Source organism: Streptomyces sp. NPDC002669, assembly GCF_042889165.1.
Taxonomy (GTDB): domain Bacteria; phylum Actinomycetota; class Actinomycetes; order Streptomycetales; family Streptomycetaceae; genus Streptomyces.
Genome location: NZ_JBIAQQ010000004.1, coordinates 150,071 through 171,791, shown reverse-complemented (window position 1 = coordinate 171,791; position 21,721 = coordinate 150,071). Strand labels below are relative to the sequence as shown.

18 protein-coding genes, 1 tRNA gene and 1 pseudogene are annotated in these 21,721 nt (G+C 68.8%); 10 read left to right on the top strand and 10 right to left on the bottom strand.

The window, feature by feature from the left end; genetic code table 11:
* Nucleotides 1–198: 198 nt before the first annotated feature.
* Nucleotides 199–333 carry a DLW-39 family protein gene (locus tag ACFYW1_RS07660; protein ID WP_003958712.1) on the bottom strand — a complete coding sequence of 45 codons (135 nt, stop codon included), beginning with the start codon at nucleotides 331–333 and terminating at the stop codon, nucleotides 199–201.
* Nucleotides 334–658: 325 nt separating this feature from the next.
* Between ACFYW1_RS07660 and ACFYW1_RS07655 the strand changes: the two are divergent.
* Nucleotides 659–944, top strand: a pseudogene (locus ACFYW1_RS07655) (DUF6344 domain-containing protein); the annotation flags it as partial.
* Between the two features lie 545 nt (nucleotides 945–1,489).
* On the opposite strand, the gene ACFYW1_RS07650 reads toward ACFYW1_RS07655, so the two are convergent.
* From ACFYW1_RS07650 to dnaA, 9 genes are all read right to left on the bottom strand, one after another.
* A tRNA-Ile gene (locus tag ACFYW1_RS07650) sits at nucleotides 1,490–1,563 on the bottom strand.
* 70 nt (nucleotides 1,564–1,633) lie between these two features.
* Entirely contained in the window at nucleotides 1,634–2,218 is a 585-nt protein-coding gene (locus tag ACFYW1_RS07645) for a DUF3566 domain-containing protein (protein ID WP_388988565.1), read from the bottom strand.
* A gap of 87 nt (nucleotides 2,219–2,305) precedes the next feature.
* Entirely contained in the window at nucleotides 2,306–4,930 is a 2,625-nt protein-coding gene (gyrA, locus tag ACFYW1_RS07640) for a DNA gyrase subunit A (RefSeq protein ID WP_388988562.1), read from the bottom strand.
* Between the two features lie 47 nt (nucleotides 4,931–4,977).
* Complete coding sequence (gyrB, locus tag ACFYW1_RS07635; RefSeq protein ID WP_388988559.1) at nucleotides 4,978–7,083, bottom strand: DNA topoisomerase (ATP-hydrolyzing) subunit B; 2,106 nt, start codon at nucleotides 7,081–7,083, stop codon at nucleotides 4,978–4,980.
* Nucleotides 7,084–7,486: 403 nt separating this feature from the next.
* Entirely contained in the window at nucleotides 7,487–8,068 is a 582-nt protein-coding gene (locus ACFYW1_RS07630; protein ID WP_388988556.1) for a DUF721 domain-containing protein, read from the bottom strand.
* The gene (gene recF / locus ACFYW1_RS07625; protein ID WP_388988553.1) at nucleotides 8,065–9,195 is read right to left on the bottom strand and encodes a DNA replication/repair protein RecF; all 1,131 of its coding nucleotides are present in this window, start codon (nucleotides 9,193–9,195) and stop codon (nucleotides 8,065–8,067) included. The genes ACFYW1_RS07630 and recF overlap by 4 nt, the downstream gene beginning before the upstream one ends.
* A gap of 80 nt (nucleotides 9,196–9,275) precedes the next feature.
* Entirely contained in the window at nucleotides 9,276–10,154 is an 879-nt protein-coding gene (gnd, locus tag ACFYW1_RS07620; protein ID WP_283852777.1) for a phosphogluconate dehydrogenase (NAD(+)-dependent, decarboxylating), read from the bottom strand.
* A 152-nt stretch (nucleotides 10,155–10,306) separates the two neighbouring features.
* On the bottom strand, nucleotides 10,307–11,437 hold the full coding sequence (dnaN, locus tag ACFYW1_RS07615; RefSeq protein WP_148837380.1) for a DNA polymerase III subunit beta: 1,131 nt from the start codon (nucleotides 11,435–11,437) through the stop codon (nucleotides 10,307–10,309).
* A 1,184-nt stretch (nucleotides 11,438–12,621) separates the two neighbouring features.
* On the bottom strand, nucleotides 12,622–14,412 hold the full coding sequence (dnaA, locus tag ACFYW1_RS07610) for a chromosomal replication initiator protein DnaA (protein WP_388988549.1): 1,791 nt from the start codon (nucleotides 14,410–14,412) through the stop codon (nucleotides 12,622–12,624).
* 381 nt (nucleotides 14,413–14,793) lie between these two features.
* On the opposite strand from dnaA, the gene rpmH reads away from it, so the two are divergent.
* The 9 genes from rpmH (at nucleotide 14,794) to ACFYW1_RS07565 (ending at nucleotide 21,675) form a co-directional block, all read left to right on the top strand.
* Complete coding sequence (gene rpmH / locus ACFYW1_RS07605; RefSeq protein WP_006348049.1) at nucleotides 14,794–14,931, top strand: 50S ribosomal protein L34; 138 nt, start codon at nucleotides 14,794–14,796, stop codon at nucleotides 14,929–14,931.
* Nucleotides 14,932–14,951: 20 nt separating this feature from the next.
* A complete protein-coding gene (rnpA, locus tag ACFYW1_RS07600; protein WP_388988545.1) occupies nucleotides 14,952–15,323 on the top strand; it encodes a ribonuclease P protein component in 372 nt (123 codons plus the stop codon).
* On the top strand, nucleotides 15,320–15,679 hold the full coding sequence (gene yidD, locus ACFYW1_RS07595; protein ID WP_388988542.1) for a membrane protein insertion efficiency factor YidD: 360 nt from the start codon (nucleotides 15,320–15,322) through the stop codon (nucleotides 15,677–15,679). The genes rnpA and yidD overlap by 4 nt, the downstream gene beginning before the upstream one ends.
* A gap of 3 nt (nucleotides 15,680–15,682) precedes the next feature.
* Entirely contained in the window at nucleotides 15,683–16,939 is a 1,257-nt protein-coding gene (yidC, locus tag ACFYW1_RS07590) for a membrane protein insertase YidC (RefSeq protein WP_388988538.1), read from the top strand.
* A 14-nt stretch (nucleotides 16,940–16,953) separates the two neighbouring features.
* Entirely contained in the window at nucleotides 16,954–17,463 is a 510-nt protein-coding gene (locus ACFYW1_RS07585) for a R3H domain-containing nucleic acid-binding protein (RefSeq protein ID WP_283852782.1), read from the top strand.
* A gap of 110 nt (nucleotides 17,464–17,573) precedes the next feature.
* Nucleotides 17,574–18,290, top strand: coding sequence for a 16S rRNA (guanine(527)-N(7))-methyltransferase RsmG (gene rsmG, locus ACFYW1_RS07580; protein ID WP_384220063.1), 717 nt, complete (start codon nucleotides 17,574–17,576; stop codon nucleotides 18,288–18,290).
* Nucleotides 18,291–18,581: 291 nt separating this feature from the next.
* Nucleotides 18,582–19,658 carry a ParA family protein gene (locus ACFYW1_RS07575; protein WP_283855829.1) on the top strand — a complete coding sequence of 359 codons (1,077 nt, stop codon included), beginning with the start codon at nucleotides 18,582–18,584 and terminating at the stop codon, nucleotides 19,656–19,658.
* A complete protein-coding gene (locus tag ACFYW1_RS07570; protein WP_388988532.1) occupies nucleotides 19,655–20,755 on the top strand; it encodes a ParB/RepB/Spo0J family partition protein in 1,101 nt (366 codons plus the stop codon). The genes ACFYW1_RS07575 and ACFYW1_RS07570 overlap by 4 nt, the downstream gene beginning before the upstream one ends.
* A gap of 302 nt (nucleotides 20,756–21,057) precedes the next feature.
* Nucleotides 21,058–21,675 carry a GNAT family N-acetyltransferase gene (locus ACFYW1_RS07565; protein WP_388988529.1) on the top strand — a complete coding sequence of 206 codons (618 nt, stop codon included), beginning with the start codon at nucleotides 21,058–21,060 and terminating at the stop codon, nucleotides 21,673–21,675.
* The last annotated feature ends 46 nt before the right edge of the window (nucleotides 21,676–21,721 follow it).

The following is a 21,721-nucleotide window of genomic DNA, read 5'->3' as shown; positions in this document are numbered from 1 at the left end:
AACCGCGCCGCGACGACGGCGCCCCCTCGACCGGTCCCGTGTCTCCACCCGCGCCCCCTCGACCGAAAACCCGCTGTTTTGCTCAAGCAACTTATTGATTTGCGCGGGCGAACTCAAGAACACGGGCGTCACGGTCCCGCAACAGCACGAAGCCCCGGCCGCTCAGCGACCGGGGCCCGCAATCAGGCTGTTCTCGACTCACACACCCGAACCTGCGGGCACGGAGTCAGTCGCCTCCGTCCACAGATCCTGCTCGGCGCGATCCGCCTGGATCTGGCGGTACACGAGGAGCCCGCCGATGGCGGCCAGTGCGACCAGGAGAAGCTTCTTCACCGCGCGACCTCGTCTTTCCTTGACGTAGGGGACTTCTGCCGCCCGACTATACACACCGACCGATATCAACCGGTGACCTCCCCGCGGCCCAACTGGCGCCCCGGGAAAAGCGATCTTCCGGGGACCGCCCGCCCCGCGGACCCTCCGTCGGCACCCCCGCGAACCGCCTCCCGCGGCCCGTCGCGAATCCGCACGGGCCGGCTGAACCATACGAGTGGTGTTCATCTGAAGATCCGCGCATCGGTGGCGTGGGTCCGGGAAATCGCAGGCCACATACACATCATCAGAAAGGCAAGCAAACCGGACCACCCGAAAGTGAGGGGCCATGAGCACCTTCAAGGCCAAGAGCATCTGGACCGCCTTCATCACCGCCTTCTTCGCGCTTCTCGCCGCACTGGGCCTCATGGGCACCACGGCGACGGCCGCGGGGAACGGTGCGGCGGAGCCGACCACCACGAACCAGGAGCACACGGCCGCGACCGAGGCAACCGCGGCCACCCCGTCGGTGCGATGGGCCCTTCCGCGCGACACGGCCCTGCCGCCCACGATGAAGCAGCGCATCCGCGCCGAGGCGCACGGCTCCTCGCCCGCCACCCGCCACCTGTCCGACGGCACCACGAACACCGAGGACGCCACGAACACCGACGGCACCACGGGCACCGGCGACGCGGCGGACTCCCACGGCACCACGGGCACCGGCACCACGAGCACCGGCACCGCACACGCCGGCGACATCACGAGCACCGTGGGCCCCGGCGGCACGGCGAGGACCGAAGGCACCCCGCGCACCGGCGGCATCACCCGCACCGCCCACGGAGCCCCGGCGGGGGACGCGTCCCTCCTCCCGCCGTGACGACCGCACACCGCACGACCGGCACCCCGAGCCCCCGGCCCCGCCCCGGGGGCTTCTTCGTGCCCCTGCGCCCCGCACACCGGGCCCCCGGCCCGCTCGGCCCCTCGTGAACCCCCGGGCCCCGGCCCGCTCCCCGACCGGTACAGCACCGCCGCAGCACCGGCACCACCCGCTCCGGCCCACACCCCCGCAACTCCCGCCCCACCCCTGCCCGCACGGCCGGCGGAACACGTCGCACCGGTCCCACGGCACAACGCGTAAGGCCCGTATCTCCGAGGAGATACGGGCCTTACGTTGTCACTGTGGGGCTAACAGGATTTGAACCTGTGGCCTCATCCTTATCAGGGATGCGCTCTAACCAACTGAGCTATAGCCCCGCCGCGCTGCGCGCTGACATCTGAAGATTAGCGCACGTCGGGGCCAGTCCCAAAATCGATACCCCGCGCCCTACTCGTCCTCGGCCAGCGTGAGCTCGACGCCGCCCACGAAACCCGCCGACAGGTTGTAGATGAAGGCCCCGAGCGTCGCCAGCGCGGTCGCCAGAACCACGTCGATCACCGCGATGACCGAGGTGAAGATCAGGACCCTCGGCAGCGACAGGAACGACTGGAGGTCGAAACCGTTGCTCTCGTTGGAACCGGTGGCCTCGCTGATCGTGCCGCCCACGGTGGAGAAGACGCCCATCGCGTCCATCACCATCCACAGCACCGCCGCCGCCACCACCGTGCAGATGCCCAGCGCGATGGACAGCAGGAAGCTGACCTTCATCACCGACCACGGGTCGGCCTTGGCCACCCGCAGCCGCGCCTTGCGGGTGCGCGGGGTCGTCCGCGCCCCCGTACGCGGCCGACGGGCCGCCTGGGCGGTTCCGGCGCCCTGTGCCCCGCCCTGCGTCCCGCCCGCGGGCGAGGGGTACGCCTGCGGCGGGTGGTACGGCCCGCTCGCCTGCCCCGGCGCGGGCGCGCGCTCGCCCGGCAACGGCCCGGCCGCGTAACCCTCGTACTGGGGCTGAGGCCCCCGGGTGTCCGTCACAGTGCCCCCTTGGGAGTCCGTGGCAGGGCCACGGGCACCGTTCGCTCCGGAAGCGGCCGAACCGGCGCCCGTGGCTCCACTCACGCTCTACTCCTCGTGCTCCCCGGCCGAAGGCGACATGCCTTCGACATTGCCCTCGGCGGCCTCCGCCGTCGCGGCCCCGGCGTCCTCGGACCCCTCGGCCTCTTCGGCCTCGTCGGCCTCGGCTTCGGCATTGCGCGCGATGCCCACGACGGCATCCCGCTTGCCCAGGTTGATCAGTTGGACGCCCATGGTGTCACGGCCCGTCTCCCTGACTTCATTGACTCGCGTGCGAATCACACCACCGCCGAGCGTGATGGCGAGGATCTCGTCCGTCTCCTCGACCACCAGCGCGCCGACCAGCGAACCACGGTCCTCCACGATCTTGGCGGCCTTGATGCCCAGACCGCCGCGCCCCTGGACGCGGTACTCGTCGACGGGGGTCCGCTTCGCGTACCCGCCGTCGGTGGCAGTGAACACGAACGTACCCGGCCGGACAACATTCATCGAGAGCAGCTCGTCGCCCTCGCGGAAACTCATGCCCTTGACACCCGAGGTCGCACGGCCCATCGGGCGCAGCGCGTCGTCCGTCGCAGTGAACCTGATCGACTGGGCCTTCTTGCTGATGAGCAGCAGGTCGTCCTCGGCCGAGACCAGCTCCGCGCCGATCAGCTCGTCGGCCGCGCCGTCGGCACCGTCCGCCGTCTCCCGCAGGTTGATGGCGATGACACCACCGGAACGGGGCGAGTCGTAGTCCTTCAGCGCGGTCTTCTTCACCAGACCGCCCTTCGTGGCCAGGATCAGGTACGGCGCGGCCTCGTAGTCGCGGATCGCCAGGATCTGGGCGATCCGCTCGTCCGGCTGGAAGGCCAGCAGGTTGGCGACGTGCTGGCCGCGGGCGTCCCGGCCGGCGTCCGGCAGTTCGTACGCCTTCGCCCGGTACACCCGGCCCTTGTTCGTGAAGAACAGCAGCCAGTGATGGGTCGTCGACACGAAGAAGTGGTCGACGATGTCGTCTTCCTTGAGCTTCGTGCCCCGCACGCCCTTGCCGCCGCGCTTCTGCGAGCGGTAGTCGTCCGTCTTCGTGCGCTTCACGTAGCCGCCGCGCGTGATCGTGACGACGATGTCCTCCTCGGCGATCAGGTCCTCGATGGACATGTCGCCCTCGAAGGGCACCAGCTTGGAACGCCGGTCGTCGCCGAACTTCTCGACGATCGCCGCCAGTTCCTCGCTGACGATCTGCCGCTGCCGCTCGGGCGACGCCAGGATCGCGTTGTACTCGTTGATCTTCGCCTGGAGCTCGTCGTGCTCCGCCGTGATCTTCTGGTGCTCCAGCGCGGCCAGCCGGCGCAGCTGCATCTCCAGGATCGCGTTCGCCTGGAGCTCGTCGATCTCCAGCAGGCCCATCAGGCCCTCGCGCGCCACCTCGACCGTCTGGCTGCGGCGGATGAGCGCGATGACCTCGTCGATCGCGTCCAGGGCCTTGAGCAGGCCGCGCAGGATGTGCGCCCGCTCCTCCGCCTTGCGCAGCCGGAAGCGCGTGCGCCGGACGATGACCTCGATCTGGTGCGTCACCCAGTGCCGGATGAACGCGTCGATCGAGAGGGTGCGCGGCACGCCGTCGACCAGCGCCAGCATGTTGGCGCCGAAGTTGGTCTGGAGGTCGGTGTGCTTGTAGAGGTTGTTGAGGACGACCTTGGCGACCGCGTCCCGCTTCAGCACGACGACCAGGCGCTGGCCGGTGCGCGAGGAGGTCTCGTCACGGACGTCGGCGATCCCGCCGATCTTGCCGTCCTTCACCAGGTCGGCGATCTTCTGCGCCAGGTTGTCCGGGTTGGTCTGGTACGGAAGCTCCGTGACGACCAGGCACTGCCGGTTCTGGACCTCCTCGACCGCGACCACCGCGCGCATCGTGATCGAGCCGCGTCCCGTGCGGTACGCCTCCTCGATGCCCTTGCGGCCCACGACGAGCGCGCCGGTCGGGAAGTCCGGCCCCTTGATCCGCTCGATCAGCGCGTCCAGGAGCTCCTCCTGAGAGGCGTCCGGGTGCTCCAGGTACCACTGCGCGCCGTCCGCGACCTCGCGCAGGTTGTGCGGCGGGATGTTGGTCGCCATGCCGACCGCGATACCCGCCGAACCGTTGACCAGCAGGTTCGGGAACCGCGCCGGCAGAACCGTCGGCTCCTGGTTGCGGCCGTCGTAGTTGTCCTGGAAGTCGACGGTCTCCTCGTCGATGTCCCGGACCATCTCCATGGACAGCGGCATCATCTTGCACTCGGTGTACCGCATGGCCGCGGCCGGGTCGTTGCCCGGGGAACCGAAGTTGCCGTTGGAGTCCACCAGCGGCATCCGCATCGACCACGGCTGCGCCAGGCGCACCAGCGCGTCGTAGATCGAGGAGTCGCCGTGCGGGTGGTACGTGCCCATGACGTCGCCGACGACGCGGGCGCACTTGTAGAAGCCCTTCTCGGGCCGGTAGCCGCCGTCGTACATCGCGTACAGCACCCGGCGGTGGACCGGCTTGAGGCCGTCCCGCACGTCCGGCAGCGCACGCGAGACGATCACGGACATCGCGTAGTCGAGGTAGGAGCGCTGCATCTCCGTTTCGAGCCCCACGGGCTCGACACGCATGCCCACACCGGCGACGGCGGGCTCCTCTTCAGGTGTCACAGGGGTGTTCTCGTCGGCCATTGCTGGTCAAAGTCCTTTCGAGCGGCGGCTTGGCTGGTACGGCCGACTCAGATGTCGAGGAAGCGGACGTCCTTGGCGTTGCGCTGGATGAACGAGCGCCGCGCCTCGACGTCCTCGCCCATCAGCACCGAGAAGAGGTCGTCGGCCTGCGCCGCGTCGTCCAGCGTGACCTGGCCGAGCACCCGGTGGTCGACGTCCATCGTGGTGACGCGCAGCTCCTCGGCGTTCATCTCGCCGAGACCCTTGAAGCGCTGGATCGAGTCCTCCCTGATCCGCTTGCCGTTCTGCTTGCCCAGCTCGACCAGGGCGTCGCGCTCCCGGTCCGAGTACGCGTACTCGAAGTCGTCCCGGCCCCACTTGATCTTGTAGAGCGGCGGGCGGGAGAGGTACACGTGCCCGGCCTCGACCAGCGGACGCATGAAGCGGAAGAGGAACGTCAGCAGCAGGGTGTTGATGTGCTGACCGTCGACATCGGCGTCCGCCATCAGGATGATCTTGTGATAGCGGAGCTTCTCGATGTCGAAGTCCTCGTGGACCCCGGTACCGAAGGCCGAGATCAGCGCCTGGACCTCGGTGTTCTGCAGGATCTTGTCGACCCGGGCCTTCTCGACGTTCAGGATCTTGCCGCGGATCGGCAGGATCGCCTGGTACATCGGGTTGCGACCGGACTTCGCCGAACCACCGGCGGAGTCACCCTCGACGATGAAGATCTCGCACTTCGTCGGGTCGTTGGACTGGCAGTCGCTCAGCTTGCCCGGCAGCGAGGCGCTCTCCAGCAGCCCCTTGCGACGGGTCAGGTCGCGCGCCTTGCGGGCCGCGACCCGGGCCGTGGCCGCCGCGATGCCCTTGCGGATGATGTCGGCCGCCTCGTTCGGATTGCGGTCGAACCAGTCCGTGAGGTGCTCGTGGACCACCTTCTGGACGAAGGTCTTCGCCTCCGTGTTGCCCAGCTTGGTCTTCGTCTGCCCCTCGAACTGCGGCTCGCCCAGCTTCACCGAGATGATCGCCGTCAGACCCTCGCGGATGTCGTCGCCCGTGAGGTTGTCGTCCTTCTCGCGCAGCAGCTTCTTGTCCCGCGCGTACTTGTTGACCAGCGTGGTCAGCGCGGCGCGGAAGCCCTCCTCGTGGGTACCGCCCTCATGCGTGTGGATCGTGTTCGCGAAGGAGTAGACGCCCTCGCTGTACTGCGTGTTCCACTGCATGGCGATCTCGGCCGAGAGCAGACGCTCCTTGTCCTCCGCCTCGATGTCGATCACCGACTGGTGGATGACGTCGCCCTTGCGGGAGTTGAGGTACTTCACGAAGTCGACGATGCCGCCCTCGTAGTGGTACGTGACCGTGCGGACCTGCTCCGCCTCGGCACCCTCGGCCACCTCGGCGACGTCCGCGCCCAGCGTCGCCTTCGCCGACTCGCGCTCGTCGGTGAGCCTGATCGTCAGGCCCTTGTTGAGGAACGCCATCTCCTGGAAGCGGCGCGACAGGGTCTCGAAGGAGTACTCGGTCGTCTCGAAGATGTCCCCGTCGGCCCAGAAGGTGACGGACGTGCCCGTCTCCTCGGTGGCCTCGTTGCGGGCCAGCGGGGCGGTGGGCACACCGAGCTTGTAGTCCTGCGTCCAGCGGTAGCCGTCCGTCCTGACCTCGACGGCCACCCGCGTGGACAGGGCGTTGACGACGGAGACACCGACACCGTGCAGACCGCCGGAGACCGCGTAGCCGCCCCCGCCGAACTTGCCACCGGCGTGCAGCACCGTCAGCACGACCTCGACCGCGGGCTTCTTCTCCGACGGCACGATGCCGACCGGGATGCCACGGCCGTTGTCGATCACGCGGACCCCGCCGTCGGCGAGGATCGTGACGTCGATCGTGTCCGCGTGCCCGGCCAGGGCCTCGTCGACCGAGTTGTCGACGACCTCGTACACGAGGTGGTGGAGGCCGCGCTCACCGGTCGAGCCGATGTACATGCCGGGCCGCTTGCGGACCGCGTCCAGGCCCTCCAGGACAGTGATCGCACTGGCGTCGTACGAGGCGGACGCCTCGCCGGTGCCCGAGGTCTCGCCCATGACGGCAGCCTCGGCATCCTCGCCGGGTACGGACGGAATGTTCTCGTTGGGGTTGCCGGAATCGGCCACGAAGCGCCCTTTCTGGCACAGCACAGGCCGTTCTCCGGGCAAACGGGAGCGGCTGCGTCGTTCGGCTTGTAATCGACGACTCCCGCAAGGATGCGGGATTGTTCACCAGTCTACCGGTAGCGCTGACATGAATGGGGGTTTGCGGGTACCTGAGTCCGCATGTGCCGCCCTCAACGAGCGGCTGACGACTCCCCATATTCAGGATGGTGCCTCAAGCGGCTCACGCGGGCCTTGAGCGCTTCGGCCTGTCAACCTCCCGCTACCGTGAGGGACGCCCCATTCCCCCCGCCCGGATCCGGCCGCCGCACACCCCTCGGCCCAGGTCCACCGGGCCCCGCCCCACCCGGGTCGCACGGGGACACGACGGCCCCGCCCCGGTACCGGAAACAGCGCCCCCGAAGAGCCCGAGGGCAGGTAAAAGTGCAGGTCAGCCGTAGGTGTCGCCCGGGCCCGTACTCCCCGGCGCACGCAACGGACCGAACCTGCGCTGCGGACCGCCGGGTCCCAGCACCTTGATCATCCTGACCGTGCCGTGCCCCAGATCCGCGTTCAGCCGGGCCACCAGCTGGGGCGCCAGCAACCGCAGCTGCGTCGCCCACGCCGTCGAATCGCACTGCACCGTGAGCACCCGCTCGTCCGGCTCCTCGTCGTACCGCAGCGGCACGCAGTGCTTGGCCAGGTCCTCACCGACGATCTGCGGCCAGCGCCCCATCACCCCGCCCACCGCGGCGGGCGTCTCCCAGCCCCGCTCGGTGATCAGCCGGTTGATCGCCGCGCCCAGCGGCAGCGGATCGCGCCCGTCCGCCCGCGCGCCCGACCGCAGGCCGCCGCCCCGCCTGGCCTGTTTCCTCTGCTGCGCCGCGGCGCCCCGCGCCCGTGCCTGTTCCTTCGCCGCACGCAGCGCCACCCGCGCCAGATCGACCCCCGACGGCTCCGGCACGCTCTTCTCGCCGGGATGCTCCCGCGCCGGCTCCCCGGCCGCGCCCCGCACCTCGCCGAAGCCGCTCACAGCCGCTCCACCGCCCCCGCGGACACCGCGTACCGCGCCCCCGTCAGCACCCCCGGGACGTCGTCGTCCACCGCGGCCGTCACCAGCACCTGCTCGCCCGGGGCCACCAGCTCGGCCAGCCGCTCGCGGCGCCGCGCGTCCAGCTCCGCGAAGACGTCGTCGAGCACCAGCACCGGCTCGTTGCCCTCGCCGCGCAGCAGCTCGTACGAGGCCAGGCGCAGCGCCAGCGCGTACGACCAGGACTCGCCGTGGCTCGCGTACCCCTTGGCCGGCATCCCCCGCAGCCCCAGCAGCACGTCGTCGCGGTGCGGACCGACCAGCGTCACGCCCCGCTCGATCTCCTGTTTGCGCACCTCCGCCAGGGCGGCGATCAGCCGCTCGTACAGCTCCTCGCGCCCCCGGGCCGACCCCACGTCCGCCCCGACCGAACTGCGGTACTCCAACGCCACCGGGCCACCGCCCGGCGCGACGTCCCCGTACGCCTTGTCCGTCAGCGGCTGCAGGGTGGCGATCAGATCCAGCCGCTGCGCCAGCAGCTCCGCGCCCACCCGGCCCAGGTGCTGGTCCCACACGTCCAGCGTGGACAGGTCCATCGACCGGCCCCCGTGCCGCCGCGCCATCGCCGCCGACTTCAGCAGGGTGTTGCGCTGCTTGAGCACCCGCTCGTAGTCCGAGCGCACCCCCGCCATCCGCGGCGAACGGGCCGTGATCAGCTCGTCGAGGAAGCGACGGCGCTCCCCGGGGTCGCCCTTGACCAGCGCCAGATCCTCCGGCGCGAACAGCACCGACCGCACGATTCCCAGCACATCACGCGGTCTGACCTGCGACGATCTATTGATACGGGCCCGATTGGCCCGGCCGGGGTTGAGCTCCAGCTCGATCAGCTGGGACCGCTCTCCCTGGGTCACGGCCGCCCGTATGACGGCCCGCTCCGCGCCCATCCGCACCAGCGGGGCGTCGGAGGAGACCCGGTGGCTGCCGAGCGTCGCGAGATAGCCGACCGCCTCGACCAGGTTCGTCTTGCCCTGGCCGTTGGCCCCCACGAACACGGTGACGCCCGGATCGAGAGGTACCTCGATCCGGGCGTACGAGCGGAAATCGGCCAGCGAGAGATGCGTGACATGCATGGTGTACGCCGACCTTTCCGGCTTCCTGCTCCGTGCTTCGTGGAGGGGCCGGACGCCAGGTCCGGCCGCTTCCCGTGCGGCTACTTCTTGCTCTCGACCGCGTGACCGCCGAACTGGTTGCGCAGCGCGGCGATCATCTTCATCTGCGGGGAGTCCTCCTGGCGCGAGGCGAACCGCGCGAAGAGCGACGCCGTGATCGCGGGCAGTGGCACCGCGTTGTCGATCGCGGCCTCCACCGTCCACCGGCCCTCGCCGGAGTCGGCGGCGTAGCCGCGGAGCTTGTCCAGGTGCTCGTCGTCGTCCAGCGCGTTGACCGCCAGGTCGAGCAGCCAGGAACGGATGACCGTGCCCTCCTGCCAGGACCGGAAGACCTCGCGCACGTCGGTGACGGAGTCGACCTTCTCCAGGAGCTCCCAGCCCTCGGCGTAGGCCTGCATCATGGCGTACTCGATGCCGTTGTGGACCATCTTCGCGAAGTGGCCGGCGCCGACCTTGCCCGCGTGGACGGAGCCGAAGTCGCCCTCGGGCTTCAGCGCGTCGAAGACCGGCTGGACCTTCGCCACGTTCTCGGCGTCGCCGCCGTACATGAGCGCGTAGCCGTTCTCCAGGCCCCAGACACCGCCGGAGACTCCGCAGTCCACGAAGCCGATGCCCTTGATGCCCAGCTCGACGGCGTGCTTCTCGTCGTCGGTCCAGCGGGAGTTCCCGCCGTCCACGACGACGTCGCCGGGCGACAGGAGACCGGCCAGCTCGTCGATGGTGGCCTGGGTCGGGGCTCCGGCCGGAACCATCACCCAGACGACCCGGGGGCCCTTCAGCTTGCCCACGAGCTCTTCGAGACTGTGGACATCGGAGACGTCCGGGTTGCGGTCGTAACCGATGACGGTGTGGCCTGCGCGGCGGATGCGCTCGCGCATGTTGCCGCCCATCTTGCCGAGGCCGACGAGACCGAGCTCCATCAGAGATTCCTTAAGCGTTGTGCCGATTCGTACCCAGGGCCGAGCCTACGCCCGGCCGGGGACGGACCGCCGGACGGACCGACGGGCACGCCCGGCACCGAGGGGGCCCGTCGGGACTGCTCGACAGGCCCCGCCCGGGCCAGGCCGCGAGGTCAGCCGGAGAGGCGGACCGGCATGATCAGGTACTTGTAGGCCTCGTCCGCCTCGGCGTCCACGGCCGGGCGGCCGCTGAGCAGCGCGGGCTTCGTGGACGTCGTGAAGGAGAGCTGGGCGACCGGGGAGTCGATCGCGCTGAGCCCGTCCAGCAGGAAGGTCGGGTTGAAGGCGATCGAGATGTCGTCGCCCTCCAGCACCGCGTCGACCCGCTCCACAGCCTGTGCGTCGTCGCTGGAACCCGCCTCCAGGATCAGCACGCCCTGCTCGAAGCTGAGCCGCACCGGGGTGTTCCGCTCGGCGACGAGGGCCACACGCTTGACGGCCTCGACGAACGGGGCGGTCTCGATGACCGCGACCGAGTTGAACTCGGTGGGGAACAGCGTGCGGTACTTCGGCAGGTCGCCTTCGAGCAGTCGCGTGGTCGTCCGTCGGCCGGCGCCCTCGAAACCGATCAGACCCTCACCGGCACCCGAGCCGGACAGCGCCAGCGTCACCGTGTCACCGCTGGTCAGGGCCTTGGCCGTGTCCAGCAGCGTCTTGGCGGGCACCAGGGCGACTGCCGAGGCGTCCGGGTTCTCCGGCTTCCAGAGGAACTCGCGGACCGCGAAGCGGTAGCGGTCGGTGGAGGCCAGGGTGACAGTGTCGCCCTCGATCTCGATGCGCACACCGGTCAGCACCGGCAGCGTGTCGTCGCGACCGGCGGCGATGGCGACCTGGGCGGCGGCGGAGGCGAAGACCTCACCGGGGACGGTGCCCGTGGCGGTCGGCATCTCCGGCAGCGCCGGGTACTCCTCCACAGGAAGGGTGTGGAGGGTGAACCGCGAGGAGCCGCAGACCACGGTCGCCCGTACACCGTCTGTGGAAATCTCCACCGGACGGTTGGGGAGGGCGCGGCAGATGTCGGCGAGCAGCCGGCCGGAGACGAGCACCGTGCCGTCCTCCTCGACCTCGGCGTCCACCGAGACCCGGGCCGACACCTCGTAGTCGAAGCTGGAGAAGCTGAGGGCGCCGTCCTCGGCCTTCAGCAGAAGGCCCGCGAGAACGGGCGCCGGCGGACGGGCCGGGAGGCTACGGGCCACCCAGGCCACAGCCTCCGCGAGTACATCGCGCTCCACCCGGATCTTCACCGGAACCGCCTCCTGCTGTTGCTCGCTCGCCCTGCTGGCCTTCGTCGTCTGGATCGGGTCTCCCGCCGACTGGGAGGGAGGACGCCGGGAACCAGTCTGACGTACGGCACCGACACTCGGTGCTGCTCGGGGTCAAGTCGCGACAAGCGGCCCGGAGCGCTCCGGGCCCGAGTTGTGCACAGGCCCCACTTCGAAGCGAATCCCGAGCTAACTCTAGTTGGCAGTAGTAGTAGGGCCTGTGGAAACCGTGGATAACGTCGTTGCCGCAGGTCAGGCCCAGTTTTTTGTCCACTGCCCCTGTGGGCGGCACCGGTGGACAACACGGTGTTTCTGTGGACGCCCGAAAGTTCTGCACACCCGATGCACAGGGCAGGGCACTTTCTCCCCAGGGCTGTCCCCAGCTTTACCCAGGTTCCCCACAGCCCAACCGACCCTCTTGGTGTGACGCCTTTCACTCGGCGCGGTGACGAGCGGTGTCGTGTTGCCGAACAGTGGACAGAGGTGTGGAGAAGCTCGAGAAAGTTGGGGACAACGAGGTCGCGTCTGTGGGCCGCCGGTGGACAACGTCATCGGCAGCCTGTGGACGAATATTTTGTCCACAGGCTGTGGATTGTTGTTGGCCACAAATCCCCAGGGCCTTGACCTGGCCTGATGGAGTATCGGCAGTCGCCCCTGTGGAAGCAATATGGACAACTTCCGGATCCCCAGGCTGTGGAGGGGAAAAACTGCCCCGATCTGTGGAGAACAGCAGGTCGGCGGCAGGTATTCGAACACCGAGGTGCCGCCGGAGCCCCGGAGAAGGGCTCGAGCAGGGCTCCGGTTCGGTCGCGGAGGCGGCCCTGCGGGGGTTCCACAGGCGATTCCGGCCCTCTTCGGACCCGGCGCAGAACGGCTCTGGGCGAAGAGCGGGAGTACCCGGGGCGGCCGGGACGATCGTCCGGGCGGGGCGCGGACCGGGACAGGAACGCACGGGAGCGGCCGACCGCGAGCGGATCGGGGACTCTGAACGCACGAAGGCGCCCGAGGAACCCTGCTGAGGGGCCTTCAGGCGCCTTCGTGACGCGTACGGAGCGACGGGACAAGGGGAGGGGCGGTGCCGTGAGGCACGGGGACGTGGAGGTGCCCGTGGCGCTCCGTGTACGCCCGCCCGCGCCGGTGCTCCGCGGCCGGGCGCGCTCGGCCCGTCAGCCGTTCTTGATGCGGTTGGTGAGCTCGGTGACCTGGTTGTAGATGGACCGCCGCTCCGCCATCAGCGCGCGGATCTTCCGGTCCGCGTGCATGACCGTCGTGTGGTCGCGGCCGCCGAACTGCGCGCCGATCTTGGGCAGCGAGAGGTCGGTGAGCTCCCGGCAGAGGTACATGGCGATCTGGCGCGCCGTCACCAGCACCCGGCTGCGCGACGTTCCGCAGAGGTCGTCCACCGTCAGGCCGAAGTAGTCCGCGGTCGCCGCCATGATGGCCGTCGCCGTGATCTCCGGCGCCGAGTCCTCGCCGCCCGGGATCAGGTCCTTCAGCACGTGCTCGGTCAGCCCCAGGTCCACCGGCTGGCGGTTGAGGCTGGCGAAGGCCGTGACCCGGATAAGCGCCCCCTCCAGCTCCCGGATGTTCCGGGAGATGCGGGAGGCGATGAACTCCAGTACCTCCGGCGGGGCGTTGAGCTGCTCCTGCACCGCCTTCTTGCGGAGGATCGCGATCCGCGTCTCCAGCTCCGGCGGCTGCACATCGGTGGTCAGGCCCCACTCGAACCGGTTGCGCAACCGGTCCTCCAGGGTCACCAGCTGCTTGGGCGGCCGGTCCGAGGAGAGCACGATCTGCTTGTTGGCGTTGTGGAGGGTGTTGAAGGTGTGGAAGAACTCCTCCTGCGTCGACTCCTTGCTCGCCAGGAACTGGATGTCGTCGACCAGGAGGATGTCCACGTCGCGGTAGCGCTTGCGGAAGGTGTCGCCCTTGCCGTCGCGGATCGAGTTGATGAACTCGTTGGTGAACTCCTCGGAGCTCACGTACCGCACCCGGGTCCCGGGGTAGAGGCTGCGGGCGTAATGCCCGATGGCGTGCAGCAGGTGGGTCTTGCCGAGCCCGGACTCCCCATAGATGAAGAGCGGGTTGTACGCCTTGGCGGGTGCCTCGGCGACCGCGACCGCGGCGGCGTGCGCGAACCGGTTGGACGCGCCGATGACGAAGGTGTCGAAGAGGTACTTCGGGTTCAGCCGGGCCGCCGGTTCGCCGGGGCCGGGCGTGGCGGCCGGCTGCGAAGAACCCATCGGGCCCCCGCCGCCGGGCCGCCCGGTGCCGGCGCCGCCCTGGCGGTGCTGGGGCTGGGGCTCCGGCATCTCGGGGCGCTGCGGTTCGTAGCCCTGGCGCTCGGGCGGCTGCGGACGGTAGTCGTGCTGCGGCGGCTGGGGGCGGCCGCCGGCGTACGGCTCGCGCCACTGCTCGGCGGCGCTCTCGCGGTCCTGGAACCCGCCGAGCCGGGGCTGCTGCCAGGAGAGGTCCTCCTGGGTGCGCGGCCACGCGCCGGGCTCGGGGCGCTGCTGCTGGTACTCGGGGTAGGCCGGCCGGGCGGTCGGCATGCCGTCGTCCGAGGGCCGGTGTCCGTAGCCGTCGTAGTCGCCGTGCTGCCGCTCGTCGTGCTGCTGGCCCGGGTAGCGGTGCTGCTGCTGGGGCTGGTGCATCGGCGGTGCGGGCGGGTTCGGGGGCTCGCCCGCGGAGTCGTCGACGGTGATCGCGATGCGGATCGGGCGGCCGCACTCCCGGCTCAGCGTCTCGCTGATGAGCGGCGCGAGCCGGCCCTCCAGGACGCGCTTGCCCCATTCGTTGGGGACGGCGAGCAGGGCCGTGTCGGCCACCAGCGCGAGCGGCTGGCAGCGCTCGATCCACTGCTTGTCCTTCGGCTCGATGCCCTGCTGGCCCTCCCCGAGGAGTTGTTCCAGCACGCGTGGCCACACTGCGGCAAGATCGGCAGGTACGTCAGCCACAGGGCACGCTCTCTCGCTGGTCCCACGAATGTGTGGTTCTCGGGACGGGATGGTTCGGGATGGGTGAGGACCGGCAGGCAGGAAGAAAAAGCACCGGAGCCCAGCCACGGTAGTCAGGGCGACCCGCGTCGTTCAAGTTGTTGTCCACAGCCTGTGCACAGTGGCGGGTGTCGAGGAGCCGGTTTGACCGGATGGCGTAGCCGCGCGTACCGTGACCAGGTCGAGTTGTCGATGGCTGCTGCCGCCTGCCTCCGATGGGCAAAGATCACGATCTGTGATTGTGAAGCGGTGCACTAGAGCGTTTACGCGAGTCTCTCGTGGGCGCACGGTGACAGCCAGGCGATGTCCCGCCAACACACGAGTCATTTCTGGAGCCCCCGAGTGAGCAAGCGCACCTTCCAGCCGAACAACCGTCGTCGCGCGAAGACCCACGGCTTCCGGCTGCGTATGCGCACCCGTGCCGGCCGCGCGATCCTCGCGTCCCGCCGCAGCAAGGGTCGCGCCAGCCTGTCCGCCTGATCGCTTTAACAGGTCATGACGTGCTGCCTACCGAGAATCGGCTGAGGCGGCGCGAGGACTTCGCGACCGCGGTACGTCGAGGACGCAGGGCCGGCCGCCCACTTCTCGTCGTCCACCTACGCAGCGGTTCAACGGACCCGCACGCGACTGGGGAGAACGCTCCCCCGCCGCGTGCGGGTTTCGTTGTCAGCAAAGCAGTGGGTGGAGCGGTGACACGCACAGCGGTGAAGCGCAGGCTTCGCCATCTGGTCCGCGATCGGCTCGCGCTGCTGCCCCCCGGTAGCCTGGTTGTCGTACGAGCGCTGCCCGGAGCGGGCGACGCCGACCATGATCAGCTGGCCCGAGACCTGGACGCCGCTCTCCAGCGGCTGCTGGGAGGGGGCGCGCGATGAAGTACCCGCTGCTGGCTCTCATCAAGCTGTACCAGTGGACGATCAGCCCACTCCTCGGGCCTGTCTGCCGTTACTACCCGTCGTGTTCCCACTACGGATACACGTCGATCGACCGGCACGGGGCGATCAAGGGGACTGCGTTGACGGCCTGGCGCATCCTGCGGTGCAATCCGTGGTCACCCGGTGGCGTGGACCATGTTCCACCACGCAAACGTCCGCGTTGGCATGAGCTCCTGCGTAATGCCATGCGCGGTGGCAAGGGCGGGGACTCCGCCGCTGACGTGCCTGCCCGGGAATCGGCTTCCGAATCCCGGAGCCCGGCCGCAGAGACTTCGCCCAATGCTCAAGGAGCCTGATTAGTGGACACGATTGCCAGTCTGTTCAGTTTCATCACCTGGCCCGTCTCATGGGTCATCGTCCAGTTCCACAAGTTGTACGGGGCGATCTTCGGTGACGACACCGGGTGGGCCTGGGGCCTGTCCATCGTGTCCCTGGTGGTGCTGATCCGGATCTGCCTGATCCCGCTTTTCGTCAAGCAGATCAAGTCGACCCGCAACATGCAGGTGCTCCAGCCGAAGATGAAGGCGATCCAGGAGCGCTACAAGAGCGACAAGCAGCGTCAGTCCGAAGAGATGATGAAGCTGTACAAGGAGACGGGCACCAACCCGCTCTCCTCGTGCCTTCCCATCCTGGCGCAGTCGCCGTTCTTCTTCGCCCTGTACCACGTGCTCTCGTCGATCGCCTCGAACAAGAAGATCGGCGTGATCGACCAGTCGCTGCTCGACAGCGCTCGTCAGGCCCACATCTTCGGTGCCCCGCTCGCCGCCAAGTTCATGGACAGCGAGGAGAAGGTCCAGGCTCTCGGCGCCTCGCTGACCGATGTCAGGGTCGTCACCGCGGTCATGATCGTGCTGATGTCGGCCTCGCAGTTCTTCACCCAGCGCCAGCTGATGACGAAGAACGTCGACCTGACGGTCAAGACGCCGTACATGCAGCAGCAGAAGATGCTGATGTACATCTTCCCGGTGATCTTCGCCGTGATGGGCATCAACTTCCCCGTCGGTGTCCTCGTCTACTGGCTGACCACCAACGTCTGGACCATGGGTCAGCAGATGTACGTGATCAACCAGAACCCGACCCCGGGCAGCAAGGCGCAGGACCAGTACCTGGGACGCCTGCTGAAGAGCGTCACCGCGCACGGCGAGGTTCGCGGAAGGACCCGTCGCAACACCGTCAAGCGGATCGTGGCCAAGGGCCCGGACCGCAACGACATCGAGCGGAAGTTCGTCACGGGGCTCGCCAAGCTGGGGCTCGTCGCCCAGGAGGACGGCACGGTCATCAAGGGCGAGACCACTGCCGCCGATGCCGAGGGCACGTCCGCGCAGCGTCGTCAGCAGCCCAAGCGCCAGACCAAGTCCCAGCGTCAGACCGGTGGCACGGCGGCCAAGGGCGCCGATTCCGCCGAGTCGGACTCCAAGACTTCCCTGCAGAAGGGGAAGGCACCGCAGGACGAGAAGCCCAAGCCGGCGGGCAAGCCTGCGTCCGGCTCCTCACGCCAAGCCAAGTCCGGGCAGCGCAAGGGTCCGCAGCGGCCCAAGCACCCGTCCAAGAAGTAAGAAGGAGTCCATCCGTGACGGAAGGCACCATCTCCACGGCCGCTGAGGGCAGCGACACCTTGACCCGCCTCGAGCAGGAGGGCGAGATCGCAGCGGACTACCTCGAGGGCCTGCTCGACATCGCCGATCTCGACGGCGACATCGACATGGACGTCGAGGCGGACCGGGCCGCGGTCTCGATCATCAGCGACTCGGCACGTGAACTGCAGAAGCTCGTGGGCCGCGACGGTGAGGTGCTGGAGGCGCTCCAGGAGCTGACGCGGCTCGCCGTGCACCGGGAGACCGGGGACCGCAGCCGACTGATGCTGGACATCGCGGGCTTCCGGGCCAAGAAGCGGGCGGAGCTCGCCGAACTGGGAGCCAAGGCCGCGGATGAGGTCAAGAGCACCGGCGAGCCGGTGAAGCTCGACCCGATGACTCCGTTCGAGCGCAAGGTCGTGCACGACGCGGTCGCGGCCGCCGGTCTGCGCAGCGAGTCCGAGGGCGAGGAGCCGCAGCGCTTCGTCGTCGTTCTCCCGGCCTGACCGGACCCTTTGCTCCACCGGCCCCGTCTGTTCGCAGGCGGGGCCGATCTTTGTCAGCCTGATAGTCAGCCACTCACAGTGCGGTAGTGCGGTAAGGAAGGACGGTTCCCGTGACGGCGGAAGTAGAGCTTCCCGAGGCTCCGGAAGGGGCGCGCGCGGTTTTCGGCGAGTTCTTCCCGGAAGCTGTTCGGTACGCGGAGCTGTTGGCGGACGCCGGAGTGAAGCGGGGGCTGATCGGGCCGCGCGAGGTACCCAGGCTGTGGGAGCGGCACCTGCTGAACTGCGCGGTGCTCTCCGAGGTCGTCCCCGAGGGAGTCACCGTCTGCGACGTGGGCTCGGGTGCGGGGCTTCCGGGTATTCCGCTGGCGCTGGTGCGACCCGACCTCAAGATCACCCTGCTGGAACCCCTGCTCCGGCGGACGAATTTCCTCCAGGAAGTCGTCGAGCTGCTGGGCCTGGACCATGTGACGGTCGTGCGCGGCCGCGCCGAGGAGGTCCTGGGGACGCTGCAGCCGGTTCATGTGGTGACGGCCCGCGCGGTGGCCCCGCTGGACCGGCTGGCCGGCTGGGGCGTGCCGCTGCTGCGCCCGTACGGCGAGATGCTGGCGCTGAAGGGAGACACCGCCGAGGAGGAGATCGCCGGGGCGCGTGCGGCCCTGAGCAAGCTCGGCGTGGAGGAAACCGAGGTGCTGCACGTCGGTGAGGGCGTGGTCGACCCGATGTCCACGGTGGTGCGTGTGGTGGTCGGGGAGAGCCCCGGTGGTGTGAGGTTCGCCGCAAAGAGGGCCAAGGCCGCGCGGACGAGCCGCACGCGACGTCGTCGCTGACGACTCCGATCATGCGGCAAGTGCGGCCGTAATGGGCGATTACTACCACTTAATGATGGTTCTCCCGGCATGTGGCCATACGTGACCATGCGGAGTGTCGTGCCCCTGCGGCCCAGTCGCAGGGGCATCGTGTTTCACGTGAAACGTCGCTCTCTGCTGCAGGAGTTCATCAGGCGCGGTCGTGCGGCTGCCGCGCCACGGCATCGCAAGCCCGTGAGGGCTACGGAGTTGTCCACAGAAGAGGAATCATCCACAGAAGAACCGACCTCGCTGGTTCACGACCCCGAAAGCATGGCAGGCTCTGTTCATTGCGAGCCTGAAGTCGAGGAGAGTGAATCCTTGCGGTCCGACGCCAACTTCGCGGGACCGATGACCGATCCGGTCCCCGGTCCCCGAACCGAATCGGCGGGGGAGGGTGTTTCACGTGAAACACCACCGCCGATGGACGACACACCCATCGGTCGTGCGGCCCAGCTGGCGGTCGAGGCCCTCGGCCGCGCCGGCGAGGGCATGCCCCGGCCTGACCGTACGCGCGTCATGGTGGTGGCCAACCAGAAGGGCGGGGTGGGCAAGACCACCACGACGGTCAACCTTGCCGCCTCGCTCGCGCTCCACGGTGCGCGCGTTCTGGTGGTCGACCTCGACCCGCAGGGGAACGCCTCCACGGCTCTGGGTATCGACCACCATGCCGAGGTCCCCTCCATCTACGACGTCCTGGTGGACAGCAGGCCACTCTCCGAAGTGGTCCAGCCCGTTCGGGACGTCGAAGGTCTCTTCTGTGCCCCCGCCACCATCGATCTTGCCGGTGCGGAGATCGAGCTGGTGTCGCTGGTGGCACGGGAAAGCCGGTTGCAGCGGGCGCTCCAGGCGTACGAGCAGCCGCTGGACTACATCCTCATCGACTGCCCGCCCTCGCTCGGCCTGCTGACGGTCAACGCCCTGGTCGCCGGTGCCGAGGTGCTGATCCCCATCCAGTGCGAGTACTACGCGCTGGAAGGACTGGGGCAGCTGCTGCGCAACGTGGACCTGGTGCGAGGGCACCTCAACCCCGACCTTCATGTGTCGACGATCCTGCTCACCATGTACGACGGCAGGACCAGGCTCGCGTCCCAGGTCGCGGAGGAGGTGCGCACGCACTTCGGCAAGGAGGTGCTGCGGACGAGCATTCCGCGCTCGGTGAGGATCTCGGAGGCGCCGAGCTACGGGCAGACGGTTCTGACCTACGACCCGGGTTCCAGCGGGTCGCTGTCGTACCTCGAAGCGGCGCGTGAGATCGCCCTGCGGGGTGTCGGGGTCCAGTACGAGGCCCAGCATGCCCACGCGGGCACTGGGAACAGCCAGCAGAGCATTTCGGAGGGTATTCAGTGAGCGAGCGTCGAAGAGGGTTGGGGCGTGGGCTGGGTGCTCTGATCCCCGCCGCTCCGCAGGAGAAGCAGGTGCCGTCCGCGGGGATGGGCTCGGCCTCCTCCGGGGCGGGGCCCGTGATGACGGCGGATCGAGGAGTGGCCGCGGCGAAGGTGGCCACCCTCGCGAACACTCCGGTGGTGCCGGAGCCGAGCGCGCCGGTCCTGGAGAACGATGTGGTCCCCGGGCCGGCAACGGTTTCCGGGGCGTACTTCGCCGAGTTGCCCCTCGACTCGATCACCCCGAACCCTCGTCAGCCTCGTGAGGTGTTCGACGAGGACGCCCTCGCGGAGCTGGTGACCTCCATCAAGGAGGTGGGCCTGCTCCAGCCCGTCGTGGTGCGGAAGGTGGGGCCGGAGCGCTTTGAGCTCATCATGGGCGAGCGGCGCTGGAGAGCCTGTCGCGAAGCGGGTCTGGAGCGGATCCCGGCCATCGTCCGGGCCACGGAGGACGAGAAGCTTCTCCTGGACGCGCTCCTGGAGAACCTCCACCGGGCCCAGCTGAACCCGCTGGAGGAGGCAGCCGCGTACGACCAGCTGCTCAAGGACTTCAAGTGCACGCATGACCAGCTGGCCGACCGGATCGGACGCTCGCGTCCGCAGGTGTCGAACACGCTGCGTCTGCTGAGGCTGTCGGCTCCGGTGCAGCGGAGGGTCGCGGCCGGGGTGCTGTCGGCGGGGCACGCACGGGCGCTGCTGTCCGTGGAGGACTCGGAGGAGCAGGACAGGCTCGCCCACCGCATCGTGGCCGAGGGGCTGTCGGTGCGTGCGGTCGAGGAGATCGTGACCCTCATGGGTTCCAACCCCACGAGCTCCGCCAAGCCCAAGGGGCCGCGGGCCGGCGGCCGGGTCTCGCCCGCGCTGTCCGATCTCGCCTCCCGGCTGTCGGACCGTTTCGAGACCAGGGTGAAGGTCGACCTCGGACAGAAGAAGGGGAAGATCGTCGTCGAGTTCGCCTCGATGGAGGATCTCGACCGGATCCTCAGCAGCCTGGCACCGGGCGAGGAGCGCGTGCTGGACCGGACGCCTTCCGAGGAATCCGCCAAGGACGACGAGGACTGATCCCGGACCGACGGGATGGTGGGCGGGCGGTGTTTCCGGCGGTTGCCGGAACACGGCCCGCCCTTTGCTTTCTCCCGGTGTCGGCTTCATCTTCGGGTGGATACGATGCGTTCCGGTATGGCACATCCGGCTTGAGTCGCCTCGGTGGGGAGGGCCATGCGACCAGTGAGCCGCAGTCGATCGATGACGGTGGAACCGGGCCCGGGAACCTGCGAGGGCTTTGCCGGTGGCCTGCTTCTCGAACGGGGTGCACTGACCGTCGTACGCGATGCGACGAGTGAAGGAAGCGAGGAACAGCCTTCATGGGGCGTCGGCTCGTACCGCTCACACTGGACAACCTTTCCGATATCCCCGGACGCTGCCGATCGTGCGTCTTCTGGGAGCTCGACCCCGTCAGCGGAGAAGCCGCGCTGAAGGCGGGGACATCTGCTCTGGAGAAGGAGGCGTGGATCTCGGCCGTTCTCCTGGAGTGGGGATCGTGTGGCCGCGTGGTCTACGTCGACGAGGTGCCGGTGGGCTTCGTCCTCTACGCGCCACCGGCCTATGTGCCGCGGTCGATGGCGTTTCCCACCAGCCCGGTCTCCCCCGATGCCGTGCAGCTGATGACTTCCTGGATCGTGCCCGGCTATCAGGGGCAGGGGCTCGGCAGGGTCATGGTGCAGACCGTTGCCAAAGATCTGCTGCGACGGGGGTTCAAAGCGATCGAAGCGTTCGGTGACGCCCGCTGGAAGGAGCCTGCCTGTGTGCTCCCCGCAGATCATCTGCTGGCAGTCGGCTTCAAGACCGTACGGCCGCACCCGGTTCATCCGAGGCTGAGGCTGGAGCTGCGGACGACGCTTTCCTGGAAGGAAGACGTCGAGCTGGCGCTGGACCGGCTGCTGGGTGCGGTGCAGAAGGAACCTGCCCTCAGACCGCTGTGATCCACCTGCTCACGGAAAAGTGAAACGGGTCCGTCCCCGAGGGGCG

What these genes read in the sequence shown, in the direction of transcription:
- gnd (WP_283852777.1), bottom strand. Translation starts at nt 10,154, where the DNA reads ATGGAGCTCGGTCTCGTCGGCCTCGGCAAGATGGGCGGCAACATGCGC.
- ACFYW1_RS07575 (WP_283855829.1), top strand. Translation starts at nt 18,582, where the DNA reads ATGGCAGGCTCTGTTCATTGCGAGCCTGAAGTCGAGGAGAGTGAATCC.
- ACFYW1_RS07565 (WP_388988529.1), top strand. Translation starts at nt 21,058, where the DNA reads ATGGGGCGTCGGCTCGTACCGCTCACACTGGACAACCTTTCCGATATC.
- yidD (WP_388988542.1), top strand. Translation starts at nt 15,320, where the DNA reads ATGAAGTACCCGCTGCTGGCTCTCATCAAGCTGTACCAGTGGACGATC.
- recF (WP_388988553.1), bottom strand. Translation starts at nt 9,195, where the DNA reads ATGCATGTCACGCATCTCTCGCTGGCCGATTTCCGCTCGTACGCCCGG.
- gyrA (WP_388988562.1), bottom strand. Translation starts at nt 4,930, where the DNA reads ATGGCCGACGAGAACACCCCTGTGACACCTGAAGAGGAGCCCGCCGTC.